The following is an 18,074-nucleotide window of genomic DNA, read 5'->3' on the forward strand; positions in this document are numbered from 1 at the left end:
AACCGCTGCATCGGTTACTGGTTTATCCTGCCCCATCACCACAACAGGAAGCATGATCATCACATAAAAAATTATTACCCTTTTCATGATGCCACAGTATTTTTAAATTTTACTGACTGGACCATTTCAAATACCTCCGCCTGAATCTTCAGCATGTTTTCTTTCAGAATCGCATCCTTATTGCCATTGAAGTTGTAAAAAATGGGCGTAGGCTGATATTGTGATTTTTCTCTGTTGATTGCATCTACATCCATTTCTATTCGACAATTGAAGGAAGAGTGATTCACCGAAAGCTGCTCCTGATCCTTTTTCTCATAAGCCAGCTTAGCCACTATTTCTCCGGTTTTCAGGTCCGCAATCTTGGAGGCCGGAATAGTATTTTCCATGAACTCATTTTGTGAATAAGTAGCCTTATGGCGGTCGATACTCACTCCATTCCTGACTTGCTCGTCTTGCCAAAAAGCTTCTCCAGCCACTCCAAAGTCTGTTTGTTTTGATGAGGCTGAAATAATATTGGCCGGAACACTCTGAATACTAGCAGCGGTCTGTTTCCCGAACATCTTTCCAACTGAGAAGATCCTGAAAGGCCAATAGGACCGCTACCATATTTTCCCGGGCGGTGGCAATCAAAGTGTCTAATTGGTAAATGAAAAAAGTAGCCAGCTCATCCACTACCAAGGAAACTGGAAGATTTCCTTTTTTCATTCAATGCCCTGGTCAATCGGTTTCATGATCACTGAATAGCAGGCGAGTTCACATTCATCAGTCCGGATGATTAGCCAAGACCAATATGGTGGATCATTCGGGTCTGAAATCTTTAGATTAATATCATCCCCGAAAAAACCACAAGGTTTCTTTTACTCGCCAGTCTGGAGAGGTTAATCTTAAGCGTACCACCTGACCGTCTAACTGCTGATAAGTCTTATTCCTATGCGCGTCATAAATGGGCTAATCAGACTATGAATTTCATATTCAGTGCTCAGGGCATTGAAAATTTGCTCATAACTCAAAGTAAAAAAGAGTAAGACGTGTGCCATAGTGGAGTACTTTCCTCCCTCATACCTGCTAAAAAAGTAGATCACAGCCCCTAACAGGTTAATCGCTGATTGATTAAAAAACTGCGATGCTCCTCTTGCTGAGACTCTGATTTTGCAAGGCGCTCACTATCGCATCAGCCGCCTCCTGAGCAGCTGGCAATGAATAGATATACTTTGGTGATAAAGGGTTTACCCTTCGGCTCTTCTCCACATCCTTGAAGTGATCACATGGAACTTATGATTTTTTAGTATCCCTCGTTTTTTATTAAGCAGATAATGATAATAAGTCACCTCTGCTAAACGGGAAATTTAAAATCATACACCAACATGGAAAATCCTTTGGCTAACAACGTTTTGATGTAATTCAGGATGATGGAAAAAGTTCTTTCCGGAACCGGGGTTTCCGATCAAAAAGACGGTTCGGAAAACATCAGTAATATTCATCCAACCCATTCTTCTTTTCCCTTGTGGAAATAAGACATCCGGTAACTCACAGATCTATTATTGTCCAAAAGATTTTCATTTTGCGGGAAAGTTTCATTCTCTTCATTGAACTGATCCGTGGCCAGCTTATTCTTAATTCGCTTGGAAAGGTTATCCAGTGAGGTATGCACAACAAGGCACCAATGATACTTTGAACCAAATACACTAGCCAATCATAACGTATTGGATACATAAAAAGCACTAAAGCGCCAAAAAAGACGACCAGTCCCAAAAAGAAGGGAATTCGGATTTGGGTATTGGGATTGATCGTCAGATTCTTTCTCGCTTTGGTTCCTATACTCACTATTCCGATCACGAAGAAAGTCAGGAACTTCGAATAAATCGCATTCTCATAAATCCCGAACCTGCTAATACGCATCAGTAGGTTTCCCGACCATTCCGGAATATATTCCACAGGCAAGAAAAAGACCAGCCATTCCAAAAGAATGGTCACATAGATTACTCCCTGTAACATGGAGTAGAGCTTTTGAAGTTCTTTACTTTCTTCCATTTGAGTAATAATTATGATGATTACATTCCTCTTCCCAGGATTTGGGAAATATCAGTCTTGGCTGTACTCGAAGAACCTGAGCATTTTGATAATCGACCGTTCCAGATCCTTGTAGGCACTTTCTACCTTGGTGCTTTGTTGGTTCTTTTGAAATCTTTCAATGCTTGAATCAATGTATAATATCCCTGCTTCAAACCTACTAACAACCTCTTTTTCTAGAAGGTAGGGGTGCGCTGATCGCTTTGATACTCCTTTGGTATTGCTGGATTTTTTCCTTTGCCTCGACAGGATTTGAAAGTCAAATTTGCTCACATACCTTTTGAAAGAATCATCGACTACTGAAAAATTCACCTTACCAAAGGCAGTGTCTACATTTGAAAAATTCACTTCATAACCATCCTTAAGTTCCTGGTCCAATTTCTCACAATAGCTCGCTTTTCACCCGTGGAATACCCGCTCAAAATAGTTTTCATTTCTAAATCTTTGTGCAGCCTTTGAATCGCATGCAGATCTAATCTTTCTTGCAAGCGAATCATTTCCCTATTTATTGCTTCTGCCGAAATTGAATTTGATCACATTAACCCCCTTTTGATGAAGCTGATGGTCTTTAACGGCCTGAATAAAATCATAAGGTCTTTCCGCCTTAGAAGTAATCCCCCAGACTTCCATTGAATTACCCGCATTGAAGTAGTTCCGTCCTACATCAATAAGACCGAGGCTGAATTTTCAAGCACCTTTTGAGAAATACTTTCTCTTTCAATCCGTTCTATTTCAGTAAAATCCCCTATCTCCTTAATACTTTTGGGGTTAAATCTTTTTTCTTGAGTAGAAATCCTGAAATCGGAATTATCCAAAAATATTGCACATACCAAAAATTTGGACTATCCTTTGATCTTTCGAGTGTTTCACTCTCTTTTGACAAATTAAAACTACGCATATAATCCTCCAATTTTGTAATAAATTCGAATTTATCATGCACATATAAATCCCTGATTTCCAACCGCCCTTTACTTTCCTGTATCATCACATCAAATTTATCAAAAGAGGTATCAATCCCTTTCAAAATCACTTTATGCCCTGATTTAAGAGCCTCTTGCTGATCGTCTGTTAATTGAACTTTTCCGGTCTTTTGCTGATCTTCCACGGTATCTCTTATCCCTAAATCCTTAAAAAGTCCTTCTATAGCATGATTAATGCGATGGTCTATGATCATATTATCAGCATCGTTAATCACTGATAAGTATTGAAAATCAATTGGTCTGAAACTAGGATACCCTTTTCTGATCCCCTCCCGTCCATGAAATAATCTTCCGGACTTTGAATATACACTCTCCCAAACTCTGTAAGCCTGGACGCAAACTTATTCGGCTCCAAAGGATTAATCTCGCTGAGAATAGTACCTGTTATTTTGGAGATCGAAGAATGTTGTAACTTCACATCCAGTTTTCCCAGGCTGGAATCAACACCTTTGACCCAAACACCCGAACCTGATAATAAAGCTTTTTTCTGAACTTCTGATAAAGCGACATTACCCACCTTTGTAACCCCTTTACACGATCATTTGAACCCTTGAAATTAAATACCGGATCTATTCCGAGTTCATTACGAAGCTTTGGTACTACCGGAAATTCCGGATTGAAATAACTCCTGATGGTATCCTCAATCCTTGCAAATATGTTTTTTCGTTCTTCCATTTGATTAGTTTAAAAAGAGTTAAACATGGTTCCTTTCAGGTAGCTAATTCAATGGTACTTTCAGCCCACCAATCCCCCAACCCTCCAGGTATCATCATCCCAAAAGACCACCTCATTTTTTTGTCGAAGAAAGAGCACAATGCCCTGTTTGGTAGTATAGGAGAATTCAAAGCCTGCCGTAGCACCGGCAATAAATTGGTGAGTATTAGTCCCTAGGCTTGCCCCGGTTCTGAAGCTCAGCATCATATTCCGACTTCGGAATAACACAGGCTTATAGATTATTCCTCCTTTAAAGCTATTGACAATCTCTCTTCTCTCCCTACAGTGGGTTCTCCTTCTTCTGTAGTCGGAGGAATAGTGAAAGTGGTCATCCGGTCACGGTGGGCATAGTCAAAGTTCACCTCCCACATGCGGTAATACTTCTGCCCAAACTCCAGGACATTTCTCCGATCAACATTTCTGGTGATAAAGTCCTCCGGCCATTGAGAAATATTATATCCCTGCTGTGCAAAGCAGGGAAAAGACGCGAGCGTCAGCAATATGATGATCCAGCTTCTCATAGTGTGTCTGCATTAAGTACATCTGAATAGTCTACCCGTAGATTTACCGTCCTGCCGGAAATCTGATTCTCTGAAACCTCGATAGAGAACACCTTTTGATTCGGGAAAGTGAACTTCTCGAACACAAATACATTTCGATACTTCTTTTTGAAGCTCTTGGTATTAAAGAGGGCGAACTCCGGGTGCAGCTCAACCTGTTGAAAGTTAGTTGCCTTCTGTATCTTTTTATCTTCGATCTTAAATCGGATCTGATCAATATCGTATTTGATATTGGTCTTGTTGAATAAGGAGACGTCTACGAAGAAGTAGTTCCCGACCGTATAAATGTTATTTAAACGGGCTTCGAATTTATAATCCTGTGCTTTTACAATGTGGTACTTCGGCTTAGTATTCATCACCTTCATACCAATTTGTTCCAGTTCAGGACGAGCAATCTCAACATTAGGGACAATCAGGTCAATTCCTTCATTACGACCGATTAATAGGTTTTTGGTAGCCAATTTGGGTTGAGTAGGAAAAAGAAGGAACTGCGCCATATAGCTCTCACATATAACAGTGACCACTCCCAACTGATCGTTATTTTCTAAATCTTCAGGCAGTGGTTTCAGCTTCAATACATTTGCTGTTGCCATTTCTCCAGCCAAACGGTCGGTGGAAAAATCAACGGTCTGAATGTTTTCCGAAAAGACCAGGTGAGTGGTCACCTCCGGATTAATGTGCACCATGATCAGTTCACTTCCCTGAAGGTCCTTTTCAGGAATCTCCTGCGCCACGGCTATTGTCGACAGAAGATGGATTAATAATATTAGTAATCTTTTCATCTTATTGCTGTTTAGGATCGATGAGGTATACAATAGTGTTGTACTTCAGGCTGGCCTTATTCTTTTTGACCGCCTTTTGAAAGGCTCTGCTGGTAGTTGAGACCGCACTTTGCCCGATTTTATAGAAGAACTGACCGGAGCTTTCCGGGTCACCTGACATGGTCATTCCCTGTGTTGATTGACTTGCCAACTCTTTGGTAAAATCTCTGAATTGTGATTCCGGCACAAAAAGCCCTTCCATCCCATCATTGTCGTACAGGTTCAGTTTTACCGGGATGGGTTTGCCTTCATGCAGCAGGGAAGAGACCTCTATCTTCACTCGTTGAGAGGAAAAACCTTTGACGGTTCCAAAAAGGTATTGGCCTTTTCTGATCAGTGTTTCCCCAGCGTAAACATCCTCTAAAAGGCGAATTCTGACACGGCTATTGGAGGTCACTTTTAGTCCCTCATCCAGTATCGCGCTGATCATATTGTGCTCATTATTGCTGTTGAGCGTATTGAAATGGCCGCTTACCGTACTTTTACTTTTACTAATCGGTACTATGGCCGCTTCTTTAGCTTTCTCCTCTTCAGCCAAGTGCTTTTGAAACTCCTCCTGCTTTCGCTGATCCGGAGTTTTCATCATCGAATCAATTACCGCCAAACGCTTCTTAAACTCCTCAACCTCATCTTCCTGCCTTGGTGCGGGTGACGCCTTTGGTTGTGGTTTAGTTTTTTTAATGAGGGGCGGATTATTGTTTTCCGGTAGCAGGTATTCCTTTCCATTTTGCTGCACAAAAAGATCTATGCCACGCTTTGGTTGTTTGGATTGTAAGGCTTTTTCTACCTTTTCTTGCATGGTTGGTTGATCATCGAGGCTAAACATCAGGCTGTCTAACTCCTGTGAAGTTAGCTCTTGTTTCAGCTTTTCCTTCCCTTTCCGATTCACATCCAGCCCCCTGATTGCAGTGTGGTCCCTTTCTTTTGGAAGCGGGACTTAAGCGCCTCCATCTTGGTTTCAATCTGCTTTTTGTTGAGATGGGGCTCGGGAATTGTAAAGTCTATCCCCTCAATTACCCTTACTTCTTCTTCCGGCTCTTTCGCCCATGAGACGGTATCTTTCACCAGATAAAAAAAGAAGAATGTGAAAGGATAAAGCAGAGCAGGTATCACATATTTGGGATGTCTCCAGTTAATCTGTCTCATTTTGAATCTCCTTTTCAATTTGTTTCAGTAATAAGGAATCCTCGGTGGTCAGGCTATCTTTTTCCAGTAGTCTGGTTAACTGTGATTCCAGTTTATGCCAGCGGTCGATCTCAGCGAAATCCTGTTGAGTCTGCATCACTTTTTCCTCCAAAGGAGCGAAGTCCGCCCGCACCTTAGGTCGTGTTCGATAATAAATTTCATTCGCAATAAAACTCAATACAAACAGCCCTGCGATTATCAATAGCGTGGCCACTTTATGCTTTTCGGTGTTTCGCTGAAGCCTGTCAAGAAATTCATTAGGCTTCTTATCCTTAGAATATTCGTTTGTTTTCATTGCGCACGGTTTTGTTGAGTAAAGTTTGATACTTGGTGATCATCACCCCGTGCGGATTATTATCCGTCCGGGACCATCTTCAAGCAGACCAGTGGTTACGATTTGCCGGATAATCACACTTGTTTTCCGCTCTATCCGCTGCGTGCCGTAATAGATAAATTCATGGGAAGACGGATTAATCGTGATGGAGTCCGTTTCGATTGTACAGGTGGAAGAAGTGTTAATTACCTGGCCGTATAAGCCCTTTTCCTTAACATTAGTGTATTCAGCGTACACACTCTCGTCGCCCAGATACATTGCCTTTGCAATGTTTCTTTCAATCGTCTTATCATCCGGAGGAAGTGTCCAAAAAAGCAAATGGAACAGGTTTACGTGCGACTGGTACTCAACCACCCGGTTAGCTTCAACTCCTACCTGTTTGGCCAATATGGGAGTGGCTTCGTCCAGAACATAAATGTTCTTTCGTGTCTTGTCCAGCTGGATATTGGTAAACATCAGAATAAGGATCACAATCAAAATGCAGGAGACAAAGCTCCCACCACTTACCCATATGGCCAGTCTAATCTTATTTTCTATCTTTTGTAAAAACATAACTTTTAGTTTTCTGGTGAAGAAGTCAACTTATTCAATGCTGCTCCGGCTTTAACTGCTCCGGAAGAGCCCGCAGTTAATGCCAAATGCCCAGCTCTAATTACATTCCCTAATGCATTACCCAATCCGGAGGTACTGACAATCCAAGTGGAAACAGTCGGAACAGTAAACATCAATAAGGCACCGATGATAAACGACATTGCCGGCAGTGACATTGAAAAATTCATTTGATGCACATAAGAGATATAATGCTCTTCATTGTCTAAGATTTGTTGCAGAGCCGAGATATTAGATCGGTTCGCATAATCCATCATAAACATTGACATCAATGCAATGGTATAAGCCACAAAAGAGTACAAACTCACTGAAATGTATCGGGCTATCCACTGGATATAACTATCCGAAAAGCCCGGTAATATGGACATCGCAAAAGCATAAGGCCCTAACAAACCTAACATCACCAGGAACACCTGTTGAATGATCAGAATCAAATAAAAAGCAATCTGATAAAACGAATGCGCTAAATCAGTCCCTGCATCCCTGGCTGTTTGTTTAAGCAATGAGACAATTAAAATTCCCGCCCCTGAAATCATCTCACCAATACGGCTCAGGTCCACTCCCAATTTCTCAAAAAAGCCCTTCTCCTCCTTTTCTGAGCCCCCGTTTACTTCAAGAGTCCCGTCAGAAGTTTCATCGATAATTCCACACTCAAATCCCGGACTAATTTATGGTCAGCCTTAATGGTTTCAATTTTCCTTTCAAATTGAACTTCACCCAAACGACTCAAGCCATTCAAAGGGCCATCCAAAATGATCAAAAAACTTCCCCAGTTTATAATCACCAAACCAATCGCAAAAGGGCGAAGCAGCGGCATAATCTCCCAGTCACGGTCACCCACAATCATTCCATAGCTTTTAACGGCCATAAAAAGCATCGTGAACACTCCGGCCAGATAACGACCATAACGGGCATGTTCCATTAATTCGGTATAACCGAAAATATTCCTGATTTCCCTTATGAATTTCAGGAATTCCAAATCAAATAATTCTGAAAAGCTGAACATATTATTACTGTTTTGATATGACCTGTTTGGCAAAATCCATCGGGCTTAAGCCAGAGGCTTTAAAATCTCTAACCAACGATTTTACGGCATCCTCAAAGCTGCCATGCATCTTCATGTAGAGCTTGATGGCTTCTTTTTCTACCCGCTCGGTTGAGAAAGTAAAATATTCCTCCGCACTTACTTCCACCCCGTAAACCTCTCCTGAAGAGCCTCTTTTAATGTACACTTCCTTGAAAGGCCCCCGGTCTTTGGTGTTATCCAAATTATTGATGGTGAATATCTTATTCTGCTCGGTTTCATTTAGTCCAAGTACATTGGCTATTTCTTCATAGCTATCTTTGAACTTGGACTGATCAAGCAGGCAAAAGATATCTGAATTCCCAATCACACTCTTTTTCAGGGTTGGAGAAGATATAATATCTTCTAATTCCTGCGTCACCAATACCGCCTCTCCGTACATCTTCCGGCAGGTTTTGTACAGATATTGAATATAACCCACCATCATCGGGCTGGCTATAGCCTTCCAGGCTTCTTCAATGATCAGGGCTTTGGGACCCTTCTTCTTTCTCATTTTTTGGAGAGAGATATCCATAATGATTAAGGTAAGGATAGGAAAAAGCACCGGATGATCTTTGACATTATCGATCTCAAAAACAATGAACTGCTCATCAAAAAGAGAAGAATCCATCGTGTTGTTTAGGAGGAAATCATATTGCCCTCCTTTATAGAAGGTTTTGAGGATATATAGATATTCATGCAAATCAAAATCGACCTGATTCTCTTCTTTGATCTGCTTAATTCGATCGCGGGAAAACTCATAAAAAGTGTTGAAGCACAGCTGATCAATGGTCTTTTCTTCAAAGTATGCCGTAAAATAGTCCCTTAGGGTTTCGGTTAAAATGGAATCCTCCAATTTCTTTAATGTTCCATCCGCCCCTTTCCAGAGAATACCGACCAAACTCACTAAACTCTGAAGCTTTTCTTCTTCTTTTAGATCCTCAGGAGTGATCAAAAAAGGGTTAACCGTGATCGGATTGTCTTCAGAATAAGTAATATAACGGCCTTTATAATAATCGCACAGGCCACTGTAACTGTGCCCCACATCAATCAACATGATATCCATCCCGTATTTATAGAACTGCCGTAGAAGGGCGTTCATAAAAAAGGATTTTCCTGATCCTGATGGTCCCAAAACAAACTTATTCCGGTTCGTGGTACGGCCAGAGGAACGCGGGTATTCATTGGTATCACAAACTACAGGTACTCCCTGACGGTCGGCAAAATAAATTTTGAAGTCAGTTGGGTCGTCCTGTGGCAATCTTTCCTTTGCCATTAAGCAGACCGCAGCATTGGCCGTAGTCAGAAAGCGGTCGTAATGCTTCAGGCTTCCGGCATTGCCGGAGATGTTCGCTTTAAATAGCTCAAACTGGTTATAAGCCGTTTCCGAAGCCTTAACCCCGATGTCTTTTAATTTACTGTCAATATGATTCAAAACGCCCTCCAGTTTAGCCTTGTGCGTTTTCACCAGAATTGAAAAATGGCTGTTAACCAGCGTTAAATTAGAGTTTTCCAACTCCTTTTGAAGCGCCTCAATATCCTGAACAGCATAATCATTAGCAGGGTCAGGAATGCCAATATGCTTTCTCTTCTTTGCCTCTAGCTTGGCTTTCGTCTTACTCCTGTTGACTACCTCAATAATTTGATTGTAGATAATAAGTTCATAATCAGGTACGGAATACAACAAGGACATCAAGTCTACCGGAAAGTCCCTTTCGTTGATGTTTTGGATTCTACAGGCCGAAAGCTGCGCGGGAAGATCAACATTGTCCGTATCGATCAGGCTTCTAACAGCAACTCTTCTGTCTTTGGCCAAGCCTATCCATTTCTCGGTAGCATGAAAATTTTCGATGCTTAAAACGGCTCTGTCAAAAGAAAAAGAAACTTCTCGTAAAACGGTTTGTCTAATCGAATCAGAGAGATAAAGATCTGGTTTAAATCCCGACGCCTTCAACTCCGAATAAACCTTTTGGATCGTCGCTTTGAAATCCTCAAAATTCTTCGGATCGAAACTATACAGTGCACTACGATTTACCTGGTGAGTAATCGTGAGTATAGTCTTGATTTCTGTATACCAGCGGCCTTCGAAATGATTGTGATAGCATTCCGAAAGGAAATCACTCTGAGGCTCCGCCTTATATTGCTTACGAATGAGGATATCCTGCTTTTGGAGAATATCCCCTTCCTTCAGGTTACCAATGATTTTGAGCATGGCAGAATGAAACAGCTCATAGGATTCCGCTGAGGCACAATATTGTTCCACCGTATTGGTGATTTCAAACATCGCTGAAAAATCGCCCTCATCTTGGTAAAAGATCGAATAGCCTTCAAATTGATCCATCCCGATGATGGGCAATTCAAAAGCCTGTTTCTTTAGTTTTGTCATAAGATTTAAGTCTTAAGCTCCGCGGGAGCATGATATGATAGTTCTTATCCTCAGGCTTGGTATGCAGTCCTTTTCGCTGCTTATAAGCAGTATACCCTATCCCTCCGCCCGTCAAAACAATGACCGTAAAGATTCCCGCCATCATACTAAAAGCCCCAACGGCCATTCCAATTACAAAGCCGCCTATTAGTGAGCCTCCAAACCAATAAATGTAGCGTCCCTTAGCAAACTTGAAAACAAGGGGCCGTTGCAGCCCCCTGAAAACCGGATGTCGCTTAAACATCGATTTATATGGAGAAAAAAGCCTTAATCACAGTCCCCACCAAGACCAGGAATAAACAAGAGCCAACCCAACCGGTGACAGCCTTGTTTACATCCTGATCTCCATTGTTCCACTTGTTGTACACCCGGATTCCTCCGATGAATCCTACCACCCCACCAATGGCAAGAATCAGATTTCCAAGTGGTTCAATGTAGGTCAGCAACTCCGTGGTAGCAGCATCGATACCTACAGAGCCCTGAGCAAAAGCAGAGACATTTGCCAACATCGTCAGCATTAAAACGATAAAAGCGGTACCACATTTACGCACTTTGTTTCCAATAGCCCCGAAAATTTGGGCAAAAGATTTCATGACAGTTTTCATAAGAAAATTGTTTTGTTGTGAATAATATGAATGAAAATGTATTCCTCTGAGTGAGGTAGATTAATTTACTTGCCCTAATCCTCGCTAACTTGCCACTTCGAAGACATTCTTTTTATTAAGCTCCTTCATGAACTCATCAGACCGGGCATAATATTCCTCCAGTTCAATGCCTTCATCGTGGATTTTTTTAAAGATCACCTCTTGATCCTCTTCATGCTTTGCTTGGGTTTCCTTCGGTTTAAAGTCTTCCATCTTCACCTGTTCAGGCGGAGCGCTATCCTCAGCGACCAACGCCCCCATGTCAAAGGTTAATCCAGAGGCATCACTATCTAAACTTTGTCGGCGATTTTTCAAGTATTCCATGAATATCACCACCCCAAAATAAATCCCAAAAATTCCGTTCACCAATAAAAAGAAATTACTCCAACTCATAATCGTTATCGTTTAATTGTTAGTGAGTTATTTGTTTTGATTAATCCAAAGTTGAGAAGAATTTTTGAGAACAGGCTGGAACTTTATACCTATTTTTTTGGGACTTTATACCTATTTTTTTACGCAACTTTTTGGCAAAATACGCATAAAATCAGCCTAAAATTAACGTATAAGCACATATTGATATGTTTTTATTTCTATGCGTAAGTTTTTACTAATTTTTTATTGAAGACTAACTTGACTTTTTCATTTGAAAAATTGGGGTTTCCTTTTGCGTTAATTGGTAGGCTTAGGTATTGAAAACATGCAAATCGTGTATCCTCTACGTTTATTGAACTTATTGTGCTAAAATATAAGCTCCTAAATAAGTAGTGAAGAGGACTGAAGGGGGAGAAAAATCAATTTTGGAAAGGAACACAAAACTCATGATCAAAATAAATATTTAATCTTTGGTAAAATTGCACATTTACAATGTAAACCAACCTCCATACAAGCCATTCAAAGGGCTATAAAATCGCCCTAGAAGTACCTAAAGCACTGATTTACATCTAATAACGGTATGAGTAAATTGTCATAATAATTATATTATTCGTATATTAAAGTAAGGAAAGAAACCGGTTCCCCATTCTGATCAAATTGATTTTCAGTCTTTAAAAATCAGCAAATATGAAACCTTACGAAAAGATTACAGATCAAATCATTGATTTGTTGGAGCAGGGCGTATGTCCTTGGAAACACTTCCTAAACTCTCCTTACGTTTTGCAAGCCCCTCAGAATTTCACCTCCAAGAAGGCTTATCAGGGATTCAATAATATGTGGCTTGGATTCTTCCAGAGCTTCAAAGGGTATGAGTCTAACGAATGGGTGACTTTTAAACAGGCTAAAGCGTTTAACGGATCGATCAAAAAAGGATCTAAAGGGGTTCCGGTTATTTACTATGACTGTGTTTTTGTAGATGAAAAAGGTAACAAAACAGACCAGGAAGTTGCAGTTGGAAAAATCCCTTTTATTAAAGTTTACACCGTCTTTAACATGACGCAAACCGAAGGAATTCCATTTAGTAAAATTGAACTGGAAGCCAAAGAAAACAATCCTATTGAATCAGCGGAAGTCATTGTGAATAATATGCCAAATGCCCCTGAAATCAATTTTGGAGGCGCCAGAGCATTTTATAGACCTTCTACTGATGCTGTACATATTCCAAAAATAGAGCACTGTAAAGGACCTGAACAGTATTATGCAACTCTTTTTCACGAACTGGTACATAGCACAGGCCATGAGTCCAGGCTAAACAGAAAAGAGGTGACCGGAGCCGTAAACTTTGGTAGTCAGGTTTACAGCAAAGAGGAATTAACCGCGGAGCTTGGAGCTGCTTTCCTTTGCGATCAGGCGGGTATTTCTGAACATGTCATTGAAAACCAAGCCGCTTATCTAAAAGGATGGCTAAAGGCGCTTAAAAACGATAAAAAGATGATTTTTGAAGCCTCAGCTAAAGCAGGTAAGGCAGCTCAATATATTATCGGGGGATAATCTTTTTTGACAGGGGGAGCCCGCTCCCCCTCCCTTTCTCCTTCCATATTTTCCTACTCAAAATTTTACTGATATGTGTTTCAATGCGAATCAACAAAACATACAATTCGCCTACATTGGTGATGGTTTCAAAGCGCTTACTGGTATTTACAGAAAGTATGTGGCTCTAAATGATAAAAACAAAGTACTTGCATTAAAGGGGAAATCACAGCCCTTTACTCCCCGTGGTGGTATTTCTGAAATCCGCGAGTTTTTAAAAACCGCCCAGCCCGACGACTATCACTTTATAAACTATCAATTTTCCTGTAAGTATAGTCTCTTCTCACTCCAATTATAGGACAGAAGGTCGGTGCTATGGCGGCGGCCATACAGCAAAATCAACCAGCGCAAGCGCTGGTACAATCTCTCCAACCCTCAAATCTTACACTAATGATCAATTCAATTTCACTTATACCCCAAATGCTCGAAGTACTGGATTTTCGAATCATCCTTACTCCTACCATCAGGCAAAAATGTCAATCACTCAACCGGTATGACCAGCTGATCAAATACTATAAAGACCCTTATACAGGAACCATCATCGGGCTATTTGATGAATTCAAATTGCCTTTTATCAGCCCTGTAGATCCAGAGAGCGATTGTGCTTCCCTCCCTTATGTCATTGAAGGAAATATTTTTATCGAATTGTAATTATGAAAAATCTTGAAGTATATTTTATAGATCTGTTTTGCGGAGCTGGTGGAACAAGTTCAGGCGCACACTTAGCAGGAGCTAAAGTTTTAGCTTGTGTAAATCATAATGCTAATGCCATTAAAAGTCACACTTTAAATCATCCTGAAGCTGTGCATTTCACTGAGGATATCCGTGATTTCCGAGTAGTGGAAAACTTTTGGAAATCTCTTTAAACGTTTATCATCTCTAATTCGCAAATCATAGACATAACCCTCTTCATTCTTTTTACAAATGAAGTATAAATCATGCCTTTCTTTTAGAATAGAGATCGCTTCTTTCTCTGATAAATCGTCAATACCTTTATTTGTATTGCAGGAAAACGATAGCATTATCAGTAGTGCACTAATTAGACTCCTTCTCGACATATACTTGATTCTCATATACTTTATTTTCAAAAAATAACGGTGTTAAGATATCCTGCTCAAAGTTTGATGTCATCTCTTTCGGTTTTTCAGCCATCACTCCATACATAAATTTGGAAATACTGCCCTCGACATCTTCCCATTCTAATTTTTTATTAGGAATCTTCTTCGCATGCAATACTTCCACAATTCTTCTGATATCCCCCAAATAAAGGCGTGCCTGTTCCTCATTCAACTCCCTTAACTTACACTCACTCCATTTAGCTTTGGTATAGTCCCCTACTTTCTCCGCATAAGCCACCACCGCATCTCTGATTTCCTTACCAAAATTCAGGATCATCTCCTGATAATGGGTTTGGTAGAGTTCTTTTTCCAAAGGACCTAAAGCGGTTTGGGGAGAAGGATTAAAGGCTACTTGCAGGAAGTTCAGGTCTGTATTTCCTTTGATTTTAAAGTTTTCCCATTGACTGGCGGCTCTTTCTCTTAATAGACCGGAATATTTAATCACTGCCGGATCATTGCCATGATTTCTCAGAATATCACTGGTGGTTGGTCGTTTGGTTGGCGTGGTCTTCTCTTCGGGATTATTAATTTGAGCATTTCTTTGTCGGTCTTTTTCGTCCTCCAAAGCTGCTTTTTCAGCATCTGAGATATAACCTTTAATGATGTCCTGTTCTTCCTTAGTCATTTCCGCCATTACTTCTTTATGGATACCATTGTAGACGGTGGAAATATAAGAGATCGTATTCGTTCCTAATACTTCAAAAACTTCCTCTTCTTTCATGAGAGAGGCATTTCCATAATCATTCCCGATTTTGATTTCTTGCCCTTTGGAAACTCTGAAGTACTGCAGGAACCATTCTTTAATATCATTGACGGGCTGTACAATATGCTGCCACTCCAGCCTTACATAAACGGAGGCTGACATATTCACCGCGGTTTTTGCTGGGACTTTATCTTTAAAGGCATCCCTGATTTTATCGGGGATACTGTTGAGTTTATCCTCTATTGTTCCGGTACCGGAAAAAATCCAGTCAATTTTTTGCCCTCTTTCCGCCAGGCTTCGGACAAAGTCATTGTTGGAAGGAATCGCCATGGTCATGGAAATATTAATATATTCCCCTTCATTATCCCGGTTACCATTGAAAATGATTTCCTGAGCGGTTAAATCCAGCGTAACGAGTCCATCAAACAAATCTACCGTCACGAAATATTCTCTTTCCCGTTCCGTTTCGTTGGCCTCTGTAGCTTCTTGTTCGTTGGCCAAAAGGTTTTTCCATCCCTTACGTTTGTCGGCCTGAGACTCCGGTGTTTCTATGCCCTGGTATTTTGTTTTCTGAACAGCTCCTCCGGCCATTCCGGCTTCAATGGAGGCTACATTATTCACCCCCGCCTCCCCGGAAAGGGAATAGTCGGTTAATTGTTTATGGGTATACCCTTTTTGTAATTCCTTCCAAAATTCATCACTCTGTTTCCCTGCCCAAAAGTTTTCTCCCAATTTTAGCACATCTAGGAATTCAGCGGAATTAGCATCCACTAACAGGTGAACGATGGATTTTGCGAAATAAGCCAGAAAGTGATTGGGTGAATGATATCCTCCATTCAAACTATTAAAATGTTTGGGATTCATACTTTTCCCACCAGCCACATTTACCCCTGCGCTGGCCACGCTTTGATTTCCCACACCGGCATGGAAGCCTAGCTGTGTCTTCATGGTTACCCCAAAGGCCCGGTCGTCTCCGGACTGCATACTTAATACTCCGCCCATGGATATGCCGATATAAAACATGGCGTAAACATTACCGGTAAGCTTCATGGAAACGGCCAATTTCATTTGATAAGTTCTGGTATTATCATCACGAATTTGGTCCATGGTCACCTCCCGGATATAGCCTACAATATCCAAAAAAGTTTCTGCCTGGAAAGGGGCTACCTGATAAGTTCCCTTTTCTGCCTTTACTAATTCATAAGCGTCCTCTCGTGGATTATACAATTGGTACAATTCCCCAATTAAAGGAACATAACTTTCCGGAAGGTGAATGTGATCTCCCGGTTGCAATTGCATTTGTCTGCCAAAGGAATCTTCAAAGGTGCCGTTGGCAGGGTTCACCATGGTCCACAAATTGGCTTTGAGTAGCATATCCGTAGTGGTACGGCAGCGATTGGCGATTCCGGAAAGCGTGTCTCCCCGGGTGGCGACGTAACTGAATTGTACCTGATCCGCCTCATTGGCTCTAAAACCCAATATTTCCCCTAAAGCATGAGGATTTGGAGCGTTAGTACCGGCCAGTAATGGAGGGCGTTTCTGCTTCTCATAGATTTGATCCAGACGCTGAGAAGGTGTTCCGATATATTCATGAGCGACCCATTTTTGAAGAAAATGACTGGGCAGCAATGGGGCGATATCCTGATAATCGAATAGTTTTTCAATATCCGTTTCAAAGAAGGAATTATTGATGGTATGATACAGGTTCAGAAAGTGCTCCGCAGCTAATGGGTTACGCTCCAGTTTTTCCAGCTGGCTGGTAATATTTTTCTTTAAACTTTTTATTCTAATCAATCCGCTAAAGGCATTACCACCTCCTCCCAATCCGGCAGTCATAGGGTTGTAGGAATAATCCCTAAATTGATAGTAACTATTAATCTCTGCGTTGATGGTTCTAACAATGCCTTCATAATCAAAGTCCGGAAGGTCGGATTGATTATTAGAAGTTTTATAACCCAATAAGTCTCTTTCTCCGGGCATATGCTTGATCAGGAAAGCGGATAACTCTTGTTGATATTGCTCAAAAAACACCCTTTTAAGCTTTTCCATGCTTGGAGGATGATCAAACACCTGGTTCAGCTGATCATTTACCCGATCACTGTCATTACCTTTAAAGAAGTAAACGATAGTGTCCAGGTGTTGAAGCGGCTGCACTTTTAGTACTTCCACAAAAGTTCTAAAATCCCCCAGCCTTCTTGCTCTTTTTCTTCTGCTAACTGTTGAATTCTTTTTTGGAAAGCATAGCTTTTCGGATTTTCTATATTGGCAGATTCAAACAAAACCTTAGCCATTTCACTATAATCCAAATCCCTCGGCACATCTCGCATGTAGGCATTGAGCACCAGTTCAGCTTCTTTTTGCTTTTTATAAACTTCCTCAGCTCCTCTTTCCTGCTGCGCCAATTTCACTACATCCTCAATAGCCACATAATCATCTGGTATAAAAACACCATCAAAAAGCGCTACTTCCCCGGTAAATAGGTTGGGCTTTTGAAAATACAAATTTCCATAGATACCAATCATTGGCTGGGCATCCAATAACTGGTTTTGGAGTACAGTTAAAAGCAGATCGGCATATCCTGAACTATCACGACTTCCAAAACCACGTTTTTGGATATTAACCTTGGTCTCTTCTCCAGCCATCGCAGTCGTTAAAAAGACAAAGCCTTTTTTTACATTGTCATCTGCAATTTCAGAAACAAGTTGAATTTGAGCAGGCTGGGGAGCCAGGTATACGCGTTGAATATCCGGCAAATATTGCTCTTGCGCTACAGCGATTTTATCCGGAACTGCTTCTAGTTGCGGAACAGCTGTGGCGAATGAAAAATCATTGGATTGTTCCTCGTAACTGGTCTCCTTTTTTTCTTCAAGTGAATAACTCATACAT

Annotated in this window: 24 protein-coding genes; 4 read left to right on the top strand and 20 right to left on the bottom strand. The window is 41.0% G+C overall.

What is annotated here, in order from left to right; all coding sequences use genetic code 11:
* Positions 1-83 precede the first annotated feature (83 nt).
* From AAA970_RS24690 to AAA970_RS24775, 18 genes are all read right to left on the bottom strand, one after another.
* Positions 84-560 carry a hypothetical protein gene (locus tag AAA970_RS24690; protein WP_338239575.1) on the bottom strand — a complete coding sequence of 159 codons (477 nt, stop codon included), beginning with the start codon at positions 558-560 and terminating at the stop codon, positions 84-86.
* Positions 535-705, bottom strand: a complete 171-nt coding sequence (locus tag AAA970_RS24695) for a hypothetical protein (protein ID WP_338239576.1) — start codon at positions 703-705, stop codon at positions 535-537. Before AAA970_RS24695 ends, AAA970_RS24690 begins: the two co-directional genes overlap by 26 nt.
* Before the next feature lie 822 nt (positions 706-1,527).
* Positions 1,528-2,031, bottom strand: coding sequence for a YWFCY domain-containing protein (locus AAA970_RS24700; protein ID WP_338239577.1), 504 nt, complete (start codon positions 2,029-2,031; stop codon positions 1,528-1,530).
* 51 nt (positions 2,032-2,082) lie between these two features.
* Positions 2,083-2,448 carry a hypothetical protein gene (locus AAA970_RS24705; protein WP_338239578.1) on the bottom strand — a complete coding sequence of 122 codons (366 nt, stop codon included), beginning with the start codon at positions 2,446-2,448 and terminating at the stop codon, positions 2,083-2,085.
* A gap of 367 nt (positions 2,449-2,815) precedes the next feature.
* Positions 2,816-3,265 (bottom strand): hypothetical protein, encoded by a 450-nt coding sequence (locus AAA970_RS24710; protein WP_338239579.1) that lies wholly within the window; start codon positions 3,263-3,265, stop codon positions 2,816-2,818.
* A gap of 199 nt (positions 3,266-3,464) precedes the next feature.
* Positions 3,465-3,725 carry a hypothetical protein gene (locus AAA970_RS24715; RefSeq protein ID WP_338239580.1) on the bottom strand — a complete coding sequence of 87 codons (261 nt, stop codon included), beginning with the start codon at positions 3,723-3,725 and terminating at the stop codon, positions 3,465-3,467.
* A gap of 60 nt (positions 3,726-3,785) precedes the next feature.
* Positions 3,786-3,992: a hypothetical protein gene (locus tag AAA970_RS24720; RefSeq protein ID WP_338239581.1), complete on the bottom strand. Its 207-nt coding sequence runs from the start codon at positions 3,990-3,992 to the stop codon at positions 3,786-3,788.
* Positions 3,993-4,003: 11 nt separating this feature from the next.
* On the bottom strand, positions 4,004-4,285 hold the full coding sequence (locus AAA970_RS24725; protein WP_338239582.1) for a hypothetical protein: 282 nt from the start codon (positions 4,283-4,285) through the stop codon (positions 4,004-4,006).
* Positions 4,282-5,106 carry a conjugative transposon protein TraN gene (traN, locus tag AAA970_RS24730; RefSeq protein ID WP_338239583.1) on the bottom strand — a complete coding sequence of 275 codons (825 nt, stop codon included), beginning with the start codon at positions 5,104-5,106 and terminating at the stop codon, positions 4,282-4,284. Before traN ends, AAA970_RS24725 begins: the two co-directional genes overlap by 4 nt.
* A gap of 1 nt (position 5,107) precedes the next feature.
* Positions 5,108-6,034 (bottom strand): conjugative transposon protein TraM, encoded by a 927-nt coding sequence (locus AAA970_RS24735; RefSeq protein WP_338239584.1) that lies wholly within the window; start codon positions 6,032-6,034, stop codon positions 5,108-5,110.
* Positions 6,031-6,291 carry a hypothetical protein gene (locus AAA970_RS24740; RefSeq protein ID WP_338239585.1) on the bottom strand — a complete coding sequence of 87 codons (261 nt, stop codon included), beginning with the start codon at positions 6,289-6,291 and terminating at the stop codon, positions 6,031-6,033. The genes AAA970_RS24735 and AAA970_RS24740 overlap by 4 nt, the downstream gene beginning before the upstream one ends.
* Complete coding sequence (locus AAA970_RS24745; RefSeq protein ID WP_338239586.1) at positions 6,278-6,625, bottom strand: hypothetical protein; 348 nt, start codon at positions 6,623-6,625, stop codon at positions 6,278-6,280. Before AAA970_RS24745 ends, AAA970_RS24740 begins: the two co-directional genes overlap by 14 nt.
* A 42-nt stretch (positions 6,626-6,667) precedes the next feature.
* A complete protein-coding gene (traK, locus tag AAA970_RS24750) occupies positions 6,668-7,216 on the bottom strand; it encodes a conjugative transposon protein TraK (RefSeq protein WP_338239588.1) in 549 nt (182 codons plus the stop codon).
* Positions 7,217-7,221: 5 nt separating this feature from the next.
* Entirely contained in the window at positions 7,222-7,941 is a 720-nt protein-coding gene (locus AAA970_RS24755; protein WP_479531375.1) for a TraJ family protein, read from the bottom strand.
* Complete coding sequence (locus AAA970_RS24760; protein ID WP_338239591.1) at positions 7,881-8,279, bottom strand: hypothetical protein; 399 nt, start codon at positions 8,277-8,279, stop codon at positions 7,881-7,883. The genes AAA970_RS24755 and AAA970_RS24760 overlap by 61 nt, the downstream gene beginning before the upstream one ends.
* Before the next feature lie 4 nt (positions 8,280-8,283).
* Positions 8,284-10,722, bottom strand: coding sequence for a TraG family conjugative transposon ATPase (locus AAA970_RS24765; protein ID WP_338239592.1), 2,439 nt, complete (start codon positions 10,720-10,722; stop codon positions 8,284-8,286).
* Positions 10,723-11,009: 287 nt separating this feature from the next.
* The gene (locus AAA970_RS24770) at positions 11,010-11,366 is read right to left on the bottom strand and encodes a DUF4134 domain-containing protein (protein ID WP_338239593.1); all 357 of its coding nucleotides are present in this window, start codon (positions 11,364-11,366) and stop codon (positions 11,010-11,012) included.
* A gap of 84 nt (positions 11,367-11,450) precedes the next feature.
* Positions 11,451-11,798 (bottom strand): hypothetical protein, encoded by a 348-nt coding sequence (locus tag AAA970_RS24775; protein ID WP_338239594.1) that lies wholly within the window; start codon positions 11,796-11,798, stop codon positions 11,451-11,453.
* Between the two features lie 666 nt (positions 11,799-12,464).
* On the opposite strand from AAA970_RS24775, the gene AAA970_RS24780 reads away from it, so the two are divergent.
* From AAA970_RS24780 to AAA970_RS24795, 4 genes are all read left to right on the top strand, one after another.
* A complete protein-coding gene (locus AAA970_RS24780) occupies positions 12,465-13,328 on the top strand; it encodes an ArdC family protein (RefSeq protein ID WP_338239595.1) in 864 nt (287 codons plus the stop codon).
* 73 nt (positions 13,329-13,401) lie between these two features.
* Positions 13,402-13,665 carry a hypothetical protein gene (locus tag AAA970_RS24785; RefSeq protein ID WP_338239596.1) on the top strand — a complete coding sequence of 88 codons (264 nt, stop codon included), beginning with the start codon at positions 13,402-13,404 and terminating at the stop codon, positions 13,663-13,665.
* 92 nt (positions 13,666-13,757) lie between these two features.
* Positions 13,758-14,018, top strand: a complete 261-nt coding sequence (locus AAA970_RS24790; RefSeq protein WP_338239597.1) for a hypothetical protein — start codon at positions 13,758-13,760, stop codon at positions 14,016-14,018.
* A 2-nt stretch (positions 14,019-14,020) separates the two neighbouring features.
* Complete coding sequence (locus tag AAA970_RS24795) at positions 14,021-14,233, top strand: DNA cytosine methyltransferase (RefSeq protein WP_338239598.1); 213 nt, start codon at positions 14,021-14,023, stop codon at positions 14,231-14,233.
* Between the two features lie 169 nt (positions 14,234-14,402).
* On the opposite strand, the gene AAA970_RS24800 is transcribed toward AAA970_RS24795, so the two are convergent.
* Together AAA970_RS24800 and AAA970_RS24805 are read right to left on the bottom strand one after the other, a co-directional pair.
* Positions 14,403-17,357: a LysM peptidoglycan-binding domain-containing protein gene (locus tag AAA970_RS24800; protein ID WP_338239599.1), complete on the bottom strand. Its 2,955-nt coding sequence runs from the start codon at positions 17,355-17,357 to the stop codon at positions 14,403-14,405.
* Entirely contained in the window at positions 17,345-18,070 is a 726-nt protein-coding gene (locus AAA970_RS24805) for a hypothetical protein (RefSeq protein WP_338239600.1), read from the bottom strand. The genes AAA970_RS24800 and AAA970_RS24805 overlap by 13 nt, the downstream gene beginning before the upstream one ends.
* Positions 18,071-18,074 lie beyond the last annotated feature (4 nt).

This window comes from Persicobacter diffluens, from assembly GCF_036244895.1.
Taxonomy (GTDB): Bacteria; Bacteroidota; Bacteroidia; order Cytophagales; family Cyclobacteriaceae; genus Persicobacter; species Persicobacter diffluens.